General features: G+C 69.8%; 18 protein-coding genes. 10 read left to right on the top strand and 8 right to left on the bottom strand.

The genetic code is table 11. The features are described 5' to 3' along the window. Positions 1 to 247, top strand: a 247-nt coding sequence (locus AWQ68_RS44195; protein ID WP_218006855.1) for a hypothetical protein, incomplete at its 5' end; no start/stop codon positions are given. Positions 248 to 267: 20 nt separating this feature from the next. On the opposite strand, the gene AWQ68_RS42315 is transcribed toward AWQ68_RS44195, so the two are convergent. Further along, positions 268 to 489, bottom strand: a complete 222-nt coding sequence (locus AWQ68_RS42315; RefSeq protein ID WP_157545219.1) for a hypothetical protein — start codon at positions 487 to 489, stop codon at positions 268 to 270. Between the two features lie 633 nt (positions 490 to 1,122). Then, a complete protein-coding gene (locus tag AWQ68_RS12525; protein ID WP_066939538.1) occupies positions 1,123 to 2,016 on the bottom strand; it encodes an aldo/keto reductase in 894 nt (297 codons plus the stop codon). 85 nt (positions 2,017 to 2,101) lie between these two features. Here AWQ68_RS12525 and AWQ68_RS12530 point away from each other — a divergent pair, with 85 nt between their 5' ends. Next, on the top strand, positions 2,102 to 2,767 hold the full coding sequence (locus AWQ68_RS12530; protein ID WP_157545225.1) for a helix-turn-helix domain-containing protein: 666 nt from the start codon (positions 2,102 to 2,104) through the stop codon (positions 2,765 to 2,767). A gap of 825 nt (positions 2,768 to 3,592) precedes the next feature. Here the strand turns inward: AWQ68_RS12530 and AWQ68_RS12535 are convergent. Next, on the bottom strand, positions 3,593 to 4,210 hold the full coding sequence (locus tag AWQ68_RS12535) for a TetR/AcrR family transcriptional regulator (RefSeq protein WP_174554100.1): 618 nt from the start codon (positions 4,208 to 4,210) through the stop codon (positions 3,593 to 3,595). A 35-nt stretch (positions 4,211 to 4,245) separates the two neighbouring features. Here AWQ68_RS12535 and AWQ68_RS12540 point away from each other — a divergent pair, with 35 nt between their 5' ends. Then, on the top strand, positions 4,246 to 4,572 hold the full coding sequence (locus tag AWQ68_RS12540; protein WP_066939541.1) for a rhodanese-like domain-containing protein: 327 nt from the start codon (positions 4,246 to 4,248) through the stop codon (positions 4,570 to 4,572). Here the strand turns inward: AWQ68_RS12540 and AWQ68_RS12545 are convergent, their stop codons facing one another. Continuing rightward, positions 4,573 to 4,980, bottom strand: coding sequence for a TetR/AcrR family transcriptional regulator (locus AWQ68_RS12545; protein WP_066939544.1), 408 nt, complete (start codon positions 4,978 to 4,980; stop codon positions 4,573 to 4,575). A gap of 89 nt (positions 4,981 to 5,069) precedes the next feature. Between AWQ68_RS12545 and AWQ68_RS12550 the strand changes: the two genes are divergently transcribed. The 3 genes from AWQ68_RS12550 (at position 5,070) to AWQ68_RS12560 (ending at position 7,562) form a co-directional block, all read left to right on the top strand. Then, complete coding sequence (locus AWQ68_RS12550) at positions 5,070 to 5,432, top strand: DUF4267 domain-containing protein (RefSeq protein WP_066939546.1); 363 nt, start codon at positions 5,070 to 5,072, stop codon at positions 5,430 to 5,432. Positions 5,433 to 5,446: 14 nt separating this feature from the next. Further along, a complete protein-coding gene (locus tag AWQ68_RS12555; protein WP_066939549.1) occupies positions 5,447 to 5,953 on the top strand; it encodes a cupin domain-containing protein in 507 nt (168 codons plus the stop codon). A gap of 265 nt (positions 5,954 to 6,218) precedes the next feature. Continuing rightward, positions 6,219 to 7,562 carry an LCP family protein gene (locus AWQ68_RS12560; RefSeq protein ID WP_218006856.1) on the top strand — a complete coding sequence of 448 codons (1,344 nt, stop codon included), beginning with the start codon at positions 6,219 to 6,221 and terminating at the stop codon, positions 7,560 to 7,562. Positions 7,563 to 7,596: 34 nt separating this feature from the next. Here the strand turns inward: AWQ68_RS12560 and AWQ68_RS12565 are convergent, their stop codons facing one another. The 3 genes from AWQ68_RS12565 to AWQ68_RS12575 form a co-directional block, all read right to left on the bottom strand. Continuing rightward, complete coding sequence (locus AWQ68_RS12565) at positions 7,597 to 7,944, bottom strand: ArsR/SmtB family transcription factor (RefSeq protein ID WP_066939554.1); 348 nt, start codon at positions 7,942 to 7,944, stop codon at positions 7,597 to 7,599. Positions 7,945 to 8,403: 459 nt separating this feature from the next. Continuing rightward, positions 8,404 to 8,673, bottom strand: a complete 270-nt coding sequence (gene tatA, locus AWQ68_RS12570; RefSeq protein ID WP_066939556.1) for a Sec-independent protein translocase subunit TatA — start codon at positions 8,671 to 8,673, stop codon at positions 8,404 to 8,406. Positions 8,674 to 8,719: 46 nt separating this feature from the next. After that, entirely contained in the window at positions 8,720 to 9,088 is a 369-nt protein-coding gene (locus AWQ68_RS12575) for a sec-independent translocase (RefSeq protein ID WP_245655890.1), read from the bottom strand. A 335-nt stretch (positions 9,089 to 9,423) separates the two neighbouring features. Between AWQ68_RS12575 and AWQ68_RS12580 the strand changes: the two genes are divergently transcribed. Next, positions 9,424 to 10,821: an LCP family protein gene (locus AWQ68_RS12580; RefSeq protein WP_066939562.1), complete on the top strand. Its 1,398-nt coding sequence runs from the start codon at positions 9,424 to 9,426 to the stop codon at positions 10,819 to 10,821. A 46-nt stretch (positions 10,822 to 10,867) separates the two neighbouring features. Here the strand turns inward: AWQ68_RS12580 and aspS are convergent, their stop codons facing one another. Continuing rightward, on the bottom strand, positions 10,868 to 12,202 hold the full coding sequence (gene aspS, locus AWQ68_RS12585) for an aspartate--tRNA(Asn) ligase (RefSeq protein ID WP_245655891.1): 1,335 nt from the start codon (positions 12,200 to 12,202) through the stop codon (positions 10,868 to 10,870). 461 nt (positions 12,203 to 12,663) lie between these two features. Here aspS and AWQ68_RS12590 point away from each other — a divergent pair, with 461 nt between their 5' ends. From AWQ68_RS12590 to AWQ68_RS44205, 3 genes are read left to right on the top strand one after another with little or no spacing between them, the layout of a single operon-like run. Then, on the top strand, positions 12,664 to 13,947 hold the full coding sequence (locus tag AWQ68_RS12590; RefSeq protein ID WP_066939567.1) for a sensor histidine kinase: 1,284 nt from the start codon (positions 12,664 to 12,666) through the stop codon (positions 13,945 to 13,947). Further along, positions 13,931 to 15,073 carry a hypothetical protein gene (locus AWQ68_RS44200; RefSeq protein ID WP_066939569.1) on the top strand — a complete coding sequence of 381 codons (1,143 nt, stop codon included), beginning with the start codon at positions 13,931 to 13,933 and terminating at the stop codon, positions 15,071 to 15,073. Before AWQ68_RS12590 ends, AWQ68_RS44200 begins: the two co-directional genes overlap by 17 nt. Continuing rightward, on the top strand, positions 15,046 to 15,702 hold the full coding sequence (locus AWQ68_RS44205) for a DNA-binding response regulator (protein ID WP_218006857.1): 657 nt from the start codon (positions 15,046 to 15,048) through the stop codon (positions 15,700 to 15,702). The genes AWQ68_RS44200 and AWQ68_RS44205 overlap by 28 nt, the downstream gene beginning before the upstream one ends. The last annotated feature ends 64 nt before the right edge of the window (positions 15,703 to 15,766 follow it).

Genomic DNA, 15,766 nt, shown 5'->3' on the forward strand with positions numbered 1-15,766 from the left:
GATGTCCGAGTCGATCTTGGTGAGAAAACGTCATTGGAAAGCTTCACAGTTCGTAGACGCGATTCCTGTTCGATCGGTTCGCTTCCCTTGTCCCTATCCGGGCGTCGGGAGAAAGAGCTTGCAGGGTCTGGACAAGCCCGGTCTGTGCTGCGTTCTCGGTTGCCCGGCCGCCCAGGCGTTCCCGGCAGGCGGCCAGATCCCGCAGGCAGTCGGGGCGGCGGCGGGCAGCGGAAACAAGACCAACTGAGCCTCGCCTTCCTTTGGCATCTATTCCGGTGTGAGCACCAGAACAGCGCGAGAGAAGTCCGCTTTCACCAGACGCAGCCGGATTTTGTTGATGCGGCCTGGCGTGCCCGTGGTCAGTGACATTTCTCCCTCATCACGACAGCGCCCGTTGACGCAGGACCCTTGGACGCTGGTGTTCTCTCCTTCGACGCTCAGCCCGCCCGATGTGCCTTCGATTCGCAGCCTGACCTCATCAGCGCTCACGGATTTGATGATGATCGCGTTTACGCCGAACCGACTGTCGATCTCCAGCCGATCACCCGCCCGGACCTCTACTTCACAGTCCGCCTTCGCACACGCCGCAAGGTCGGTCCTATGGGATGCCACAGGCTGACTTGGGGAGACCCGAGGCGGACTAAGGGAGACCGGGGATGGGCTGGAGGAGACCGTGGACGGGCTGGGGGTCGACGTCAGGCGGCTCGACACGGCGCCGCCACGCTGCGTCGGCGCTCCACCGTGATCGCAGCCGGCGAGGAGCACGGCCACCCCGACAGCGGCGAACCCGAGGCGGCCGAAAAGGTTGGACGGGGCGGATCTGGCCCGCATAGCATCCTCTCAGAATTCGCAAATCGGAATCCACTCACGCGAGGATCAATGACCATTCGGCAGTCAGCACCTTGACGGCACCGTCCTGAGTCGTCGCCTGAGCGAATGTCACACCGGATGCATTATTTCTCATCTCAAAGCCGAATCCGCCCTTCCCCACATCCGGCGGCCACATCGGATACGCATTCAAGCGGTCCGAAGTCGCATTTTTCCCGATAACGCGAACAAAGCACCAATTCAGCGATAATGCTGAAATCGGCCTGCCAGCTCCGGTGAACGCCGGTTGGGCGCTCAATCTCCGAGCGCGGTGAAGTCGTCCGATGTCAGGCGGATACGTCCGGCTTCCATGTTCTCCTCCAGGTGGCCGAGAGAACCCGTGCCGGGAATGGCCAGCATCACGGGCGAGCTCGCCAGCAGCCACGCGAGCGCGACCTGAGCGGCAGTCGCCCCATGTCGGGCCGTGACCGCCGCCATCGCGGTCGCGTCGATCGGACGGTGACCGCCACCAAGCGGGAAAAAGGGTACGAAGGCGATCCCGTCCTTCTCGCACTGCGCCAGCAGCCCGGTGTCACCCCGGTCCTGCACGTGGAAGCTGTTCTGCACGGCCGCCACCGGAGCGATCGCCCGTGCCTCGGCCAGCTGCGCGGCGTCGACGTTGCTGACGCCCAGGTGCCGGATCAGCCCCTCCTCGCGCAGTTCGGCGAGTGCCGCGAACCGGTCGGAGATCGACTCGCCGCCAGGGCCGCCCATGCCGCCGACCCGCAGGTACACGAGGTCGAGCCGGTCGACGCCGAGGCTGCGCAGGTTGTCCTCCACCAGGCCGCGCAGCTGGGCAGGGCCCGCCTCGCCACTCGGAACGCCGCTGGAGTCGAGCAACGGCCCGACCTTCGTCGCCATCACGAGGTCGTCTCCATAGGGGGCGAGTGCCGTGTGGATCAGCTCGTTCGCCACCACCCCCGCCCTTCGGTAGAACCACGCCGTGTCGATGTGGTTCACCCCGAGCTCGACCGCGCGGCGCAGTACGGCGATGCCCGTCTCCGGGTCGCGAGCGGGCCCGTGGAAGGTGCCGGTCGGGAGCCGCATGGCGCCGAACCCGAGCCGGTGGACCGGAAGGTCTCCGCCGAGAAGGAATTCACCGGTGAGCGCGGCCGGGGTTACCAGGTCTGGGTGCGTGTTCGTCGTCATGCCCGTCAGCCTCGCGCAGATGTGAGGGCGGGCCAACGCGATGGCAGCAAGCTGCCATCGCCCGACAGGGAGCCATAATGGGCGGGTGACAGCCGATCAGGTCATCAGCTTTCACGGTGATGCGGAACTCGTCGCCCGGGCCGGTCACCTGTTCGCCGGTACTCGGCACGAGTTCGTGTGCGCGGCCCGCGATCTCAACACGTGGTCCCAGCCTGAGGCACGGCAGGCGATCAGCCGGCGAATGGGCGGGGCAGACACGTCCGGCATCACGGTCGACAAGCTCGTCAGCCCGGCCGCCCTGGCCGACGAGGCCGCACGGTCGCACCTTCGCGAGGTCGCGGCCAGGGGCGCACGGGTGCGGATCAGCTCCGCACCGCTGCCTCACGAGACGATCATCATCGACCGCCGGGTGATGATCCTCGCCGGACGCGGGACGCCGGGCATGCGCGAGTTCACCGTGACCACCTCGCCCGTCCTGGTCGACGGGGTGTACTCCCTGTTCCGTGCGGCCTGGGAGACCGCCACCGATCTGGCCGCCTATCTCCGCGGTGACGTGCCGCACCTCGACACCGGCAGCCGGGCCGTCCTCCGCGCTCTCGGCGCGGGATACACCGACGAGAGCGCGGCGAGACAGCTCGGTCTCTCGTTGCGCACCTACCGGAGACGCGTCGCCGAGCTCATGACCACGTTGGAGGCCGATTCCCGGTTTCAGGCCGGGCTGCGCGCGGGCGAGCTCGGCCTCACGGGGTAACGGCCGGCCGCCCCACGCTCGAGCCGGGCGACCATTGGTCCAAAAACTGGAGCCTAGAGTCGGGCTCCTCCGGTTCGGGTCACGCCTTCCTGGCGCGTGGCCGACGCAGCAGCAGGAAGGTCCCCAGCAGGAAGAGCAGCCCGATCCCGACGCCGGAGCCGCCGATGATCAGGTAGTCGGTGTCGATGGGCGGATGCGCGAGGCCCCCAGGATCCCGCCCACGATCCGCCCTGCACCGCGCCGCGGCCTCTCGTCACCGGCCGACGGCGGCCCCGGAGGGTACGGCTGGTACGTCCCCGGCTGCGGTAGCCCGGGAGATCGGTACATCCCCGGCGGCTGGTACATCCCGGGCGCCTGATTGGGGCCGGATGGCGGATAGGGGGTGTGCGGAGGCTGCCCGGGGTTCGGCGGGTACACGGGCGGGCGGTTCGGGGACGGTGGGTATGCCATGCCTCTCCGGTTATGCGTGCCGTACGGCGAGGCCGCTCATGTCCGCGACGGTCGCGCCGACCGGGATGCGGAGCGGCACCGGACGCACGCCGGATATAACCCTCCTGCCCCGATCATCACCTTCGGCACTATAGTCACCTTCCTCCCACAGCCGGGGCCGCATAGTCGCCCGTCATTTTCGCGATGACGGTGCCCACTTCGTCGCGTCAGACGTGACCTTCATGCCGAACCACGCCGATTGGTGGGCACGGTTCCGCCGAGCGTCCTGTTCCCCGCCCTCGCGGTCTGGCTGACCGGCGTCCTGGAACTGGGCCGGGTCCGGTGGGCCTCGTACTCCCGGCCGCTAGGCAGGCGGCGACCGGCCGGTCGGCTCGGTCAGGCCGTGCACCTCTCGGCGAGGCGGCGTAGCCCGGCCCGGATGCGCGGTTCGCCGAGTTCGGGCAGCAGCGCGCTCACGTGCTCGGCCGCGAGCGCGGCGAGCAGGGCGTGCGCGGCGTGGTCCGGGTCGGGTACGCCGTCCAGCAGGATCGCCACATGCCGGTGCCAGAAGCGGTAGGCCCCGATCCGGTACCGGGCGCCGGGCGCCGCGGTCTCCGACACCCGCACCAGATCCAGGTGTTTCAGCAGGTAGTCGAGGTAGGCGTCGACGAACGCGATGAGCCGCTCGGCGGACGGCGCGCCGGGACCCAGCGGTGGCGGTCCGTGCAGGATCGCCTCCTGCAGCACCTGTTCCCGCGCGTCGAGCAGCGCGACGGCCAGCCCCGACTTGTCGCCGAAGCGGCGGAACAGCGTGCCCTTGCCGACCCCGGCGGCCGCGGCGATCTGGTCCATGGAGACCGCCGCCACGCCGTGCTCGGCGAACAGCCGGGCGGCCGCCTCCAGTACGGCGACCCGGTTGCGCGCGGCGTCGGCGCGCTCCTTGGGCGGCGGGGTACGAAGCAGCTCCAGCGGTATTGCAGAACCGGACTGCGGTCCGGTATCGTCACGAGACATAAGCGGACTATAGTCCATTTCCTGGAAGGGATGCCATGACCGCACTCATCACTCGCGACGAGCTCCGGGCCGCGATCGACGACGGCACGGTGACCGTCATCGACGCGCTGGGCGGCGAGTACCACGCCAAGCAGCACCTGCCCGGCGCCCTCGCCCTGGCCCCCACCGAGGTGGACGCCCGGGCGGCGGCGCTGCTGCCGGACCGCGACGCCGCGATCGTCACGTACTGCTCCAATTCGGCCTGCCCGAACAGCGGCCAGGTCGCCGATCGACTCGCCGCGCTCGGCTACACCAACGTCCGCAAGTACCGGGAGGGCATCGAGGACTGGGTCGACGCCGGCCTGCCCACCGAGTCGGCCTAGTCAGGTCGCGAACCGGCGGAGCAGCAGGGCCAGCCGGCGTTCGTGATGCTCGGGCGGGAGCCGGCCGCCGCGCGTCAGCGTCATGAGCCCGTGGGCCGCGGCGACGTCGGCGAGCGCCTGCTCCGGGCCGCTCGCCGACGTGTGGGCGGCCCGGATCTCGACGGCCAGATCGGCGAACCCCTCGACCGCGACCGCCGCCATGATCGCGTCCTTGCCCGTGAAGTGGCAGTAGAGCACCGGCTGGCTGCACTCGTGGGTGTCCGCGAGGTGATCGGCCGGAGGATCGCCGGCCGGCCGCCGGGTCGTCACCGCCTCCCAGCCTTCGGCCTCAGCCGGCTCCCGGGCCGCCCTGACGATGAGCCGCTCCCGTTCCGCTCGCTCCCGCTCTCGGCGCGCCTGTATCGACATGCCTCGAATCCTAGCGCCGCTAGCGTTATTAGCTATCGCTATGCTAGCGTCAATCTTGCACCTAGCGACGCTAGTTTTCGGAGGAACCCATGCTCACCCCCACCGCGTACGGCCTGGCCATCGTGCTCGACCTGCTGGTCCTGTTCATCGGCGCCCGGTTCCTGTTGCAGCCCGAGGCCTCGGCCACCGGGTACGGCGTGCCGGCCAAGCCGAACGCCTACCTGACCATCAAGGGCCTGCGCGACTTCAGCTACGGCATCCTCGGCCTGGCCCTGCTCGCCTTCGCGGGAACATACGCGGCAGCCTGGTTCATGCTCGTCGTCGCGCTGAATCCGCTGGGCGACACTCTGATCGTTCTGCGCAACGGAGGCACCAAGGCCGTCGCCTTCGGCATCCATTTCGCCACCGCCGTCGTCGTCCTGATCAGCGCCGCCCTGCTGTTCGCCGTCTGAAGAGGAGCACGAGGATGTCTCTGATCGTTCGCGACTTCACCGAGTCCGTCGTCGTACGGCAGGCCGAGGCCGAAGTGATCGGCCAGGCCCCCACCACCATCCGGCTCCTGGCCGACGCCGGATCCACCGGCGGCGCCCTCTCCACCCAGCGCGTCACCCTCAACAACGGCGCCGACGGAGCCAAGCCGCACCACCACGCGAATTCGGCCGAGCTGTTCTACATACTCGACGGCACCGCCCAACTGCTGTCCGGCGACCAGGTGGTGACAGCCGAACGCGGCGACCTGGTCGTCGTACCTCCCGGCCTGTCCCACGCCTTCGCCGCCGCCCCCGGCCATGACGCCGACATCCTCATCGTCATCACCCCCGGCGTGGAGCGCTTCGAGTATTTCCGCCATCTTGAGCGCATCGCCTACGGCAAGGTCCCGCCGGAGAGCCTCCTGGACGTCCAGGAGCTCTACGACACCTACTTCCGAGCCAGCCCCACCTGGAACAGCGCCCGTTCTCTGGTGGGCGAGTGACCAACTGAGCGCTTCGACGGAGAACGCCCCAGCACCCACATCAAAGGGCGACAGGCCCGCGCCGCTCCCCAGTTCGTACGAACCTTCCCTGACGCCCCGACGTCTCAATGATTGCTATATTGCGCAACCATACAACCGTGGCGCGGGAGCGAGCATGCGTACAGCAAGCACACCAGTGAGGCATCGTCCTCGCGACGCAGCCAGGCGTCGACGCCGGTCCGGGCGAGTGCCGGTCGTCGTACCTGTGGCGGTGACCCTCGCTCTGGTGATCGCAGCCGCGGGAGGAGCCCTGTACACGCGACTGAACGCCGACATCAACACCTTCGCCGCCGACGGCATCAACAAGGAGCGGCCCGCGGCGAACGTCGGCGGGCAGAACATCCTCATTCTCGGCTCGGACTCGCGCTCGGGCGACAACAGCAAGCTGGGCGGGGGCACCGGGGACGTCGGCCGCTCCGACACAGCGCTGCTGGTGCACGTCTACCGTGACGGCAAGCACGCCGTCGCTGTGTCGATACCGCGTGACACGCTGGTCGACATCCCACGTTGCCGGCTGCCCAACGGCACATGGACGGCCCCGCAGAGCGGTGTGATGTTCAACGCCGCGTTCACCGTCGGCCTCACCGCCAAAGGGAACCCCGCCTGCAGCCAGAACACGGTGGAGAAGCTGACCGGCCTGCGCGTCGACCACACGATCGTGGTGGACTTCGCCGGTTTCTCGAAGATCACCCAGGCGGTCGGCGGCGTCCAGGTCTGCCTGCCCAAGGACGTCTACCAGGGCGACCTCAACCCCAACCGCGGATCGAAGGGCGCACTGCTGTTCCCCAAGGGCCCGCAGACGGTCTCGGGGAAGAAGGCCCTGGACTACGTCCGCATCCGGCACGGCATCGGCGACGGATCAGACATCGGCCGCATCAAGCGCCAGCAGGCCTTCATCGCCAGCTTGGTGAAGAAGGTCAAGGCTCAAGGTCTCAGCCCCACCACGCTGCTGCCGTTGGCCGAGGCCGCGGCCTCCGCCATCACGGTCGACCCCGAACTGGGCTCCGCCGACAAACTGCTGTCCTTCGCTCTCGGGCTGAAGGACATCGACCTGCACAACACCAAGTTCATCACCCTGCCGTGGCGCTATCAGGGCGCTCGCGTCGCCGTCGTCCAGCCCGACGCCGACCAGTTGTGGGCCGCGCTCAGGGCCGACCGCACCCTGGACGGCGCCGACGCCAGCGGCAAGGCGAGTTCCTCGCCCAAGCCGACCCGCCCGGTGTCCGGTGCGGGCATCCGCCTGGCCCTCTACAACGGCACCACCGTCAACGGCCTGGCCGCCCGAGCCGCCGCCAAGCTCAAGTCGGCCGGCTTCACCGTCACATCGGTCGGCACCGCCGCCTCCCAGAACTACACATCCTCTGTCGTCATGTACGGCCCGGACGCTCAGGATCAGGCCAAGGTCGTCGCGCGGGCTGTCCCCGGCGCCAAACTCCAGTCGGGTTCCACACCGGGCATCACGGTGATCCTGGGTTCCAATTACGCACTGCCCACCCCGACCCCGACCGCGCTCGGTTCCAAGGCCCGCTCAGCGGACGACGACCCCTGTGCGGACCTGTCGTACGGGTGACCGAGCCGCATCGAATCCACCGCGATCCGGTGCTTCAGTCTCCCAGGCCCCGGAGGCGTTCTCCTGGCTCGGTCACACGCGGGGTCAGGCAACCGATCAGATCCCGCACCATCGCGACGATGTCCCGGTCGTCGATCAAGTAGACGACGCGGCGGCCCTCCCTACGTGAGCGGACCAGGCCCGCGAGCTTGAGCTTCGCCAAGTGCTGACTTACGGCAGGCAGAGCGCTGCCCACTCGTTCCGCAAGCGAGGTGACATCGCACTCCCCCTGGGCCAGCACCCAGACGATGTGCAGACGCGGAGGCGAGGACAGCAGCCCGAACGCGGCCGCGGCCTCGGCCAGCACCGCGGCCGGCGGATCGCCGATCTCGGCCGCTGTCATTGAGCTTGCCTCCTTCTGGAGTCGAGGTACGCACACGCCGACGGGGCCGATCGGACAGCGACGACGCCCGTGCAGCCGAAGTCAGGACATGCCGCCCGCATACGGTCGCCTCGGAGATGGGACGGCCAGGCGAGCGGCGCTGTTCTTCGGACTCGGCAGGCGCCTTTCCATCGACGGCGGCATCCCGACCGTGTGATGGCGTGACCGTCGACGGCGACCTCATCTCACCGCTTTGCCTGGCACGCTCGACACGCGACCCGGACCGAGTGGTCCATGTGCACGTCCATGCAGGTGGTCGCCCCTCATCCGGCGTACGGCCAGATGATCGGCGATGAGAGCGTGGCCGACGGGTTCAGCGGCAGGACTCAGCGCGCCGTACAGCGCACGTGAATACGGCGTCGAGCACCGCCAAGGGACGGGCTTCCCGCGCCGGCCACGCCCTGACCTGAGATCCGAGGGTCAAGAAGCGGACGGCTTGTCCTTCGCGTCGGCCGCCGCCTGAGCACGCAGTGCGGCCGCCTGCTGTTCGAGCTGGCGGGCCTGCTCCTCCGCCGACGGCAAGGCGGGCGGAGCCTGCGGCTCCTCCTGGTCGGACCGGGTCACTTCGGCCTTGAAGATCCGCAGCGACTTCCCGACAGAGCGAGCGGTGTCGGGCAGCTTCTTGGCGCCGAACAACAGCACCGCGGCGATGGCCACGATCATCCAGTGCGTGGGGCTCAGTCCGCCCATCACCTTCTCCTTCTGTTCATGCCGTCACCGGGACGGCGATCAGCGATCACGTGGACTCGGGGTCATAGGGAGGGATCTCCCCCCACGCCAGCTCACCGGTCAGCGGCGCGGTCGGCGCCGGCGGCGGCACCGGGCTCTCGCCCGATTCCTCCAACAGGTATTTACGAGCCAGGGTCTTCGGGTGCAGATCCGTGACATCGAGGTGGGCGAACTCGGGGCCGAGCTCCGCACGGGCGTTCTCCACCAGCCGGCGGAGCTGGCGAAGCGCCCGCCCCGCCTCCGCCGCGATCTTGGGGAGCCGCTCCGGACCGAAGACGAGCAGGGCCACGACCGCGAGCGCCACGACCTTCGTTATGTCCAGCCCGAACACCAGATCTCCTGACCGGGAGCCACCGACGACAGGATAGTTACGCAATCACGCAAATGTCACCATCCGTTGATCACTTGCGCAACCAAGCAAGTGGAATCTCAGGCTATCGCGACATGTGCATGCCCACCACGTCACCCCTGGTTCCGCCGATCCCTCACCCGCTCCGGGGGATCCCTGCCGCCGCACCGGTCCGGCGAGTCGAGAGGCCGTCAACACCTGCTCACTTGCAGAATTGCGCAAGTGACGCCAAGATTGCCAACGGCCTGAGCAGGGGGCGTTCCGGGCATAGAGCGCCGACCCGTACGGCAGGCCCTCCCTCATGACAAACGGCAAGTTCCGGTCACGGTCGGTGTCGTGACCCTGATCCTTCGGAGCGACGTGTGAACAGCGCGGACAACCAACCGCCATCGCGCGGCCGATGGCGGCGTCGGCTCCGCTGGCTGATCGCGCTCGGCCTGGCCCTGCCGCTCGCGGCGGCGGGGGTCGTCGCGGCCGCCTATGCCAAGCTCTCCGGAAACGTCCGGCACATCGAGGTGACCCCGCAGGACCTCGGCGAGACTCGCCCGCCCAAGGCCCCCACCAAGGCGGTGAACGTGCTGGTCGTCGGCTCGGATCAGCGTGACGGCAAGAACGCCAAGTACGGCCGCCGCCTGGTCGGCGAGCGTACGGACACGATCATGCTCGCCCACGTGTCACCCAACCGGGACAACGCCCTGATCATCAGCTTCCCCCGCGACTCGCTGGTCCGGCTTCCCGCCTGCCGCGCGGACGCGTCGAAGAACCTCACCGGCCAGGCCCCGCACGTCGGCATGATCAATGAGTCGTTCAACTTCGGCGGAGTAGCCTGCACCTGGAAGACCATCGAGACGCTGACCGGCATTCACATCGACCACTTCGTGAAAGTCGACTTCACCGGGTTCAAGGGCATGGTCAACGCCGTCGGGGGGGTCGAGGTGTGCGTGCCCCAGCCGATCAACGACACCAAGGCCGTCCTCCACCTGCCGGCCGGCCGCCAGACACTGAAGGGCGAGCAGGCGCTCGGTTACGTACGCGCCCGGTACAGCCTCGGCGACGGCTCGGACATCGGCCGGATCCAGCGGCAGCAGATGTTCGTCGCCTCAATGATCAAAAAGGTGATGAGCGGCGAGACGCTGACCAGCCCGACCAAGCTCTACGACTTCCTGGACGCCGCCACCAAGTCCGTCACCACCGACCCCGACCTGACTCCGGGCGTGATGAAGGACCTGGCCGACAGCGCACAGGGACTGAGCGCGGGCGAGATCCGCTTCATCACCGTCCCGTGGCGGTATTCGGTCAAGAACCCGGGGCGGGTGGAATGGGTTCAGCCACAGGCACGCACGCTCTTCCAGCTTGTCGCGCAAGACAAGAGCACGAAGAACTCGAAGCTGCGTAGCGGCCAGATCAAGATGGCCCGCTCCCGGGTGGAGGTCGAGATCCGCCACAGCGCCGATAGGGCCTCGCTCGCCACCCAGGTGGCCGCCGCTCTGGAACAGCGGGGCTACCACATCTCCAAGATCCGCCCAGGTCGCGATCCGTACCCGAAAACGACGATCCTTTACTCGCCCAAGGGCGAGACCCGCGTCCCGACCCTGGCCAGGGATCTGAAGAAGGGCAAACCCCAGCTCGTCTCAGGCGGGACGACGTCCCGGCTGGTGCTGCTCATCGGTGACGACTGGCGGGGGTTGAAGCCCATGCAGGCCTCCGACTCGGAGGAGTTGACCGGTTTCGACGCCACTCAGGACTCCTGCGCGGCGTGAATCGCGACAGGTGCGGCCCGTCCCGAGGGACGGGCCGCACGCGTCGTCACGGGGTCAGCCGGTGAAGGTCACGCGGGAACAGGGTGGCGCGGCGGATGTTGTCGGCCTCGGTCAGCCGGGTGGTCCACCGTTCCAGGCCGATGGCGAAGCCGCCGTGCGGCGGCATGCCGTGCCGGAAGGCGGCCAGGTATCCGGCGTACGGCTCGGGCGACTCTCCACGCGCCGCCAGGGCGGCGAGGTAGTCCTCGTAGCGGTGCAGGCGCTGGCCGCCGGTCACCAGCTCCAGGCCGCGGAAGAGCAGGTCGAAGCTGTTGGAATGCTCCGGCCTGCCGGGCTCGGGGTGCGTGTAGAAGGGGCGCTTGACCATCGGGTAGCCGGTGACGAACAGGAACTCACTGCCGTGCTCGCGCAGCGCCCACTCCGACAGCCAGCGTTCGTGCGCCGGGGCCAGGTCCGGCTCGCCCCGGGGGTCCTCACCGGTGTGCTCGGCGAGGAGCTCCTGGGCCTCGGCGAAGTGGATCTCCGGGATCTGTCGCGGGACCTCGGGCAGCTTGACGTCCAACAGGGCGCACGCCTCACCGGCCCGGTCCGCGACGGCGGCCGTCATCCCGGCGAGAACCTCGCGCAGCACGGCCATCACGTCGCGGTGGTCGGTGATGAAGCCCAGCTCGGCGTCCAGCGAGGTGTACTGGGCCAGGTGCCGCGCGGTGTCGTGCGGCTCGGCCCGGAAGACGGGGCCGATCTCGTAGACGCGCTCGAAGACGCCGACCATGGCCTGCTTGAAGAACTGCGGCGACTGGGCCAGGTAGGCGCGGGTGCCGAACCAGTCGATGGCGAAGACGTTGGCCCCCGACTCGGTCGCCGAGGCGACCACCTTCGGCGTGTGGATCTCGGTGAAGCCGAGCGAGTCCAGCGCCGTACGGAAGCCCGCCAGCGACGCGGCGGAGATGGCGTGGGGCGCCCGCAGCTGTGGGTGCCGCAGGGCGACCGGCGCGTGGTCGAGGACGGTCGGCAGCGTCGCCGGCACCGTGGGGCGATAGAGGTCGAACGGCGGGGCCACGGCGGGGCCCGACAGGGCGACCACCTCGGGCGAGGTCACCTCGGCTCCGCCGGGCGCCTGTGGGTTGGCGGTCACCGTCCCGGTGACCTGCAGGACGGTCTCTTCGGGGTGGTCGCCGACGGCGCTCATGACGTCGGGCTCGGCCACCACGACCTGGGCCAGGCCGGAGCGGTCGCGCAGGATGAGGAAGGCCACGGATTTCAGGACCCGCCTGCGGTGGAGCCATCCCTGGACGGTCACCTGCCGGCCGACGTGATGGGGAAGCTCCGCTGCCAGGACGCGGCAGGAGGCGGGCACTGTTGCGGACGTGGAGATCAACACAAACCTCTGGTCAGTGAGTGGTGATCCCTTGGGAGTGCGGGCGAGAAGGGAACTCGCGGTGCCACCGCACTTTCACCGCCGTGACACGGCGGCCTCGACGGCCCGGTGACGGGGGCCGGCCGGCGGGGCATTGGGCGTGGGCGCCGTTCCTCCCCGCACTCAGGAGGGTCTTCGTCTCCGGGGGCAGGTCCGCCTTCGCAGCTTCCGGCGGCTCTCTCCTACCTGCACGGTCCGGTGACTACTCGTCTCCGTCAACGCGTTGCCGGAAGCGTACGTGCGAGTTCTCCCACCCGCAAGCGCGACCCGTCCCCGAGCGTACGGCTGCGGCCGGCGGCGTCGCTTCGTGAGCGTCGAGGTCGCTGCGCCGCGTCCGTGTGACATGTGTGGATACACCGGACATGACATGTCTGCTGAACATCTGTTGATTCGTCCAGTCTTTCGCCGTGGATAATCTTCACCGAATGCGCGGGAGAGAGCAGGAGCACCCATCGGCGGGGGATCGCCTGGGCCCGGACCCGGCGGCGAGGTCCCCGGACGAGGCCGAGCCCGAAAACGCGACCGGCGGTGGAGAGCCGGCCGGGCCGGAAGAGCAGGCGGAGTACAACGGCGAGGCCGGCCCCGGGGTGGCGGAGCGGGAGCTCAACCGGGCGGGCGAGCGTTACGCGGTCTGGTTCCGTTCGGCGGTGATCGTGCCGTGCGCCGCTTTCGGGATCCTCGCGACCCCGGACGAGCTCAGGACCGCGACGATGTCGATGGCGGCCCTCGTGATCGGCTGGTGCGCGCTCCGCCTGGCCTGGACGCGGAACCGTACGCTCTCGCGGTCGTGGCCGGCGGTCGCGGTCGACGCGACGGTCCTCGTGGCGGTGGGCCTGGGCCAGGCGGCGACCGGCACCGGTGACCCCGGCGGCTGGGTGGTGGCGCTGGTCTCGATCACGGCCGTGACGTATCCGTACGAGTGGCCCACCAGGCCGCTGCTGGGGTGCGGCCTGGGCGTCCTGGGGCTCGGCGCCTTCGTCGCGGGCTCCTTCATCCACCTGGGCGAGTGGTCGATCGCGCTGGCCGGCGCGCGCGTGCTGCTGGAGCTGGCACTGTCCCGGCTGTCCTATGTGCTCGTCCGCGCCCAGGCGCGCTCGGCGGACCGGCTCACCGCGCGGGTGGCGGCCCGGCGTCGGCATGCCGCGGTCGCCGCGGCCAGGCGCTCGGGCGAGCGGGAGTACCTGGCGACCCTGCACGACACGGCGAGCACCACCCTGCTGATGGTCGCGGTGGGAGCCCGTGACGGAACGCGATGGGTGCCCGAGCGCGCTCGCCAGGATCTGGAGCAGCTCGCCAAGGTGCCCGGCTCGGACGACGGCCGCGTCGACCTGGGGCCGCTGCTGGGCACCGCGACCCGTCACCCCGCCGTCCGCGTCGAGGTGGAGATCGACGCCCTGCCTCCGCTGCCCGCGACGCCGGCGCTCGCGATCTTCCACGGCGTACGCGAGGCGCTGACGAACGTGGAGCGGCACGCGGGGGTGCCGGAGGCGTCGCTGCGCGCGGGGCTCGACGAGAGCGGACGGATCGTGGTCGAGTTGCGGGACCGGGGCCGCGGCTTCGACCCGGAGCAGGTCGCCGCGCACCGTCGCGGCCTCTCCGGTTCGATCGTGGAGCGGATGACCGGGGCGGGCGGCCGGGTGCTGGTCGGCTCGCGGCCGGGCGGGGGCACCACGCTGAGATGGACGTGGCCGGATGACGGAGACGGCTGAGCGCCGCCGCGACGGGTCGGCCGTCCGGATCGAGGACCGGCTCCTGCGCGGCACCCACGCGGCGGTTCTGGCGGTCACGGTGGCCGTGCAGTTCGGCCTCTGCCTGCCCACGCTCATCGAGCACAGCCGACGCTACGACCCGCTGTGGCTGGAGATCGCCGGATTCGTCTTGCTGGCCGGTGTCGCGGCCGGCGCCGCCGTGTGCCTGGCGCGCCATGGTCGCATCCCGCCGCCGGCACGGCGCGTCGGCGCCTCGCTGGTGCTGCTCGCGGCGGGCGCGGCGGCGGTCGCCGCGCCGCCGGGCAACTATCTGGACCGGGCTCACTGGTACTTCGGCCTGGTCGGCTGGTACGGCGTGCTGCTGCTGTTCGACCGGCCGCCCACGCGCCTGGCCCTCTTCCTCGGCGCGAACCTCGTCGTCGCCCTCGCCAAGGCCGTCCTGTCGGGCCCGCCCGATCCGCTGGAGTGGGCGGCGATGGCGGTGTCCGTGGTGTCCGTCTACGGGTTCCAGCTCGCGCTGAGCCTGGTGATCCAGGAGGTGCGGCGCGTCGCCGCGCGGGCGAGGGAGACGGCGGAGGAGGAGGAACGGCTCCGCACGGCGGAGGCGGTGGCCGAGCACCTCCACCGCGACCACCGGCAGCGCTACGTCGCCCTGCTCGGCACCACCGTCCCGCTGCTCGCCGGGCTCGGGTACGGCTCGCTCGACCCGTCCGATCCGGACGTCCGGCGTCGATGCGCGCGCGAGGCGGCCCGGATGCGGCGCCTGTTCGCGGAGAGCGACGACGTGTCGGACCGGTTGGTGCACGAGCTGCGGGCGGTCATCGAGGTCGCCGAGCGGAGCGGGATCACCGTCCAGTTCGCGGCGCGCGGCGCGCCCCGGGATCTTCCCAAGGACGTACGGCGCGAGCTGATCGATCCGGTGGCGGCCGTGCTCGCCGCGGCCGCGTCCAGCGCCCGGGTCACGGTGGTCCGCACGCCCGACCGGGTCCGGGTCAGCGTGCTCGGCGACGGGCCGGCGCCGCCGCGCCCGGAGTTCGCGTCGCGGCACGTCGACATCAATCGTGTAGTCGCGGAGAACCGACTGTGGGTGGAGGCGGTGTGGCGGCAGACGACGCCATCACGGTGACGCTGATCGACGATCATCCGGTGGTCCTGGCCGGGGTGAAGCACTGGTACTCGGCGGCGGGCCCGCCGATCGAGGTCGTGGCCTCCGGCGCCACGGTGGAGACGGCGTGGACGCCGCCGGGGGACGCGGCCGCCGTCGTCGTGCTCGACCTGCAACTGAACGGCCGCCCGCCCGTGTACGGCGATCTGCGCCGGCTGGTCGACGCGGACCGGCAGGTCGTCGTCTACACGATGCGCGACGACGAGAAGACCGCGCTGACCTGCATGGACATCGGGGCCTTCACCTTCCTCACCAAGGCCGAGGGTGAGGAGCACCTGGTCGCGGCCACGGTCGCCGCCGCGCACGACCTGCCGTACACGCCGCCGGCGCTGGCCGGGGCGTTCGGTGCGGACACCGCGGACGATCGGCCGAAGCTCTCGCTGCGGGAGGAGGAGGTGCTGATCGAGTGGTTCCAGTGCGAGTCGAAGGAGCTGGTCGCGCAGAAGCTCGGCCTCACGCCGCGGACGGTCAACTCCTATCTCGATCGGGTCCGGATCAAGTACGCGAACGTGGGCCGGGAGGCCCGGACCAAGGCGAACCTGGTCGCGCGGGCGATCCAGGACGGGCTGATCGACGTGGACGACCTGTGATCAGTCGATCGCGGTACGCGTTGCGGGTCGAACGACCGTCACGCCCGCCGGCTCCGGCTTCCTA

The organism is Microtetraspora fusca (assembly GCF_001570365.1).
Taxonomy (GTDB): Bacteria; Actinomycetota; Actinomycetes; order Streptosporangiales; family Streptosporangiaceae; genus Microtetraspora; species Microtetraspora fusca.

Bases quoted from the DNA above. Each gene is read 5' to 3' on its own strand.
- AWQ68_RS12525 (WP_066939538.1), bottom strand. From the start codon at position 2,016: ATGACGACGAACACGCACCCAGACCTGGTAACCCCGGCCGCGCTCACC.
- AWQ68_RS12535 (WP_174554100.1), bottom strand. From the start codon at position 4,210: ATGTCTCGTGACGATACCGGACCGCAGTCCGGTTCTGCAATACCGCTG.
- AWQ68_RS12540 (WP_066939541.1), top strand. From the start codon at position 4,246: ATGACCGCACTCATCACTCGCGACGAGCTCCGGGCCGCGATCGACGAC.
- AWQ68_RS12545 (WP_066939544.1), bottom strand. From the start codon at position 4,980: ATGTCGATACAGGCGCGCCGAGAGCGGGAGCGAGCGGAACGGGAGCGG.
- AWQ68_RS12550 (WP_066939546.1), top strand. From the start codon at position 5,070: ATGCTCACCCCCACCGCGTACGGCCTGGCCATCGTGCTCGACCTGCTG.
- AWQ68_RS12555 (WP_066939549.1), top strand. From the start codon at position 5,447: ATGTCTCTGATCGTTCGCGACTTCACCGAGTCCGTCGTCGTACGGCAG.
- AWQ68_RS12565 (WP_066939554.1), bottom strand. From the start codon at position 7,944: ATGACAGCGGCCGAGATCGGCGATCCGCCGGCCGCGGTGCTGGCCGAG.
- tatA (WP_066939556.1), bottom strand. From the start codon at position 8,673: ATGGGCGGACTGAGCCCCACGCACTGGATGATCGTGGCCATCGCCGCG.
- AWQ68_RS12590 (WP_066939567.1), top strand. From the start codon at position 12,664: ATGCGCGGGAGAGAGCAGGAGCACCCATCGGCGGGGGATCGCCTGGGC.
- AWQ68_RS44200 (WP_066939569.1), top strand. From the start codon at position 13,931: ATGACGGAGACGGCTGAGCGCCGCCGCGACGGGTCGGCCGTCCGGATC.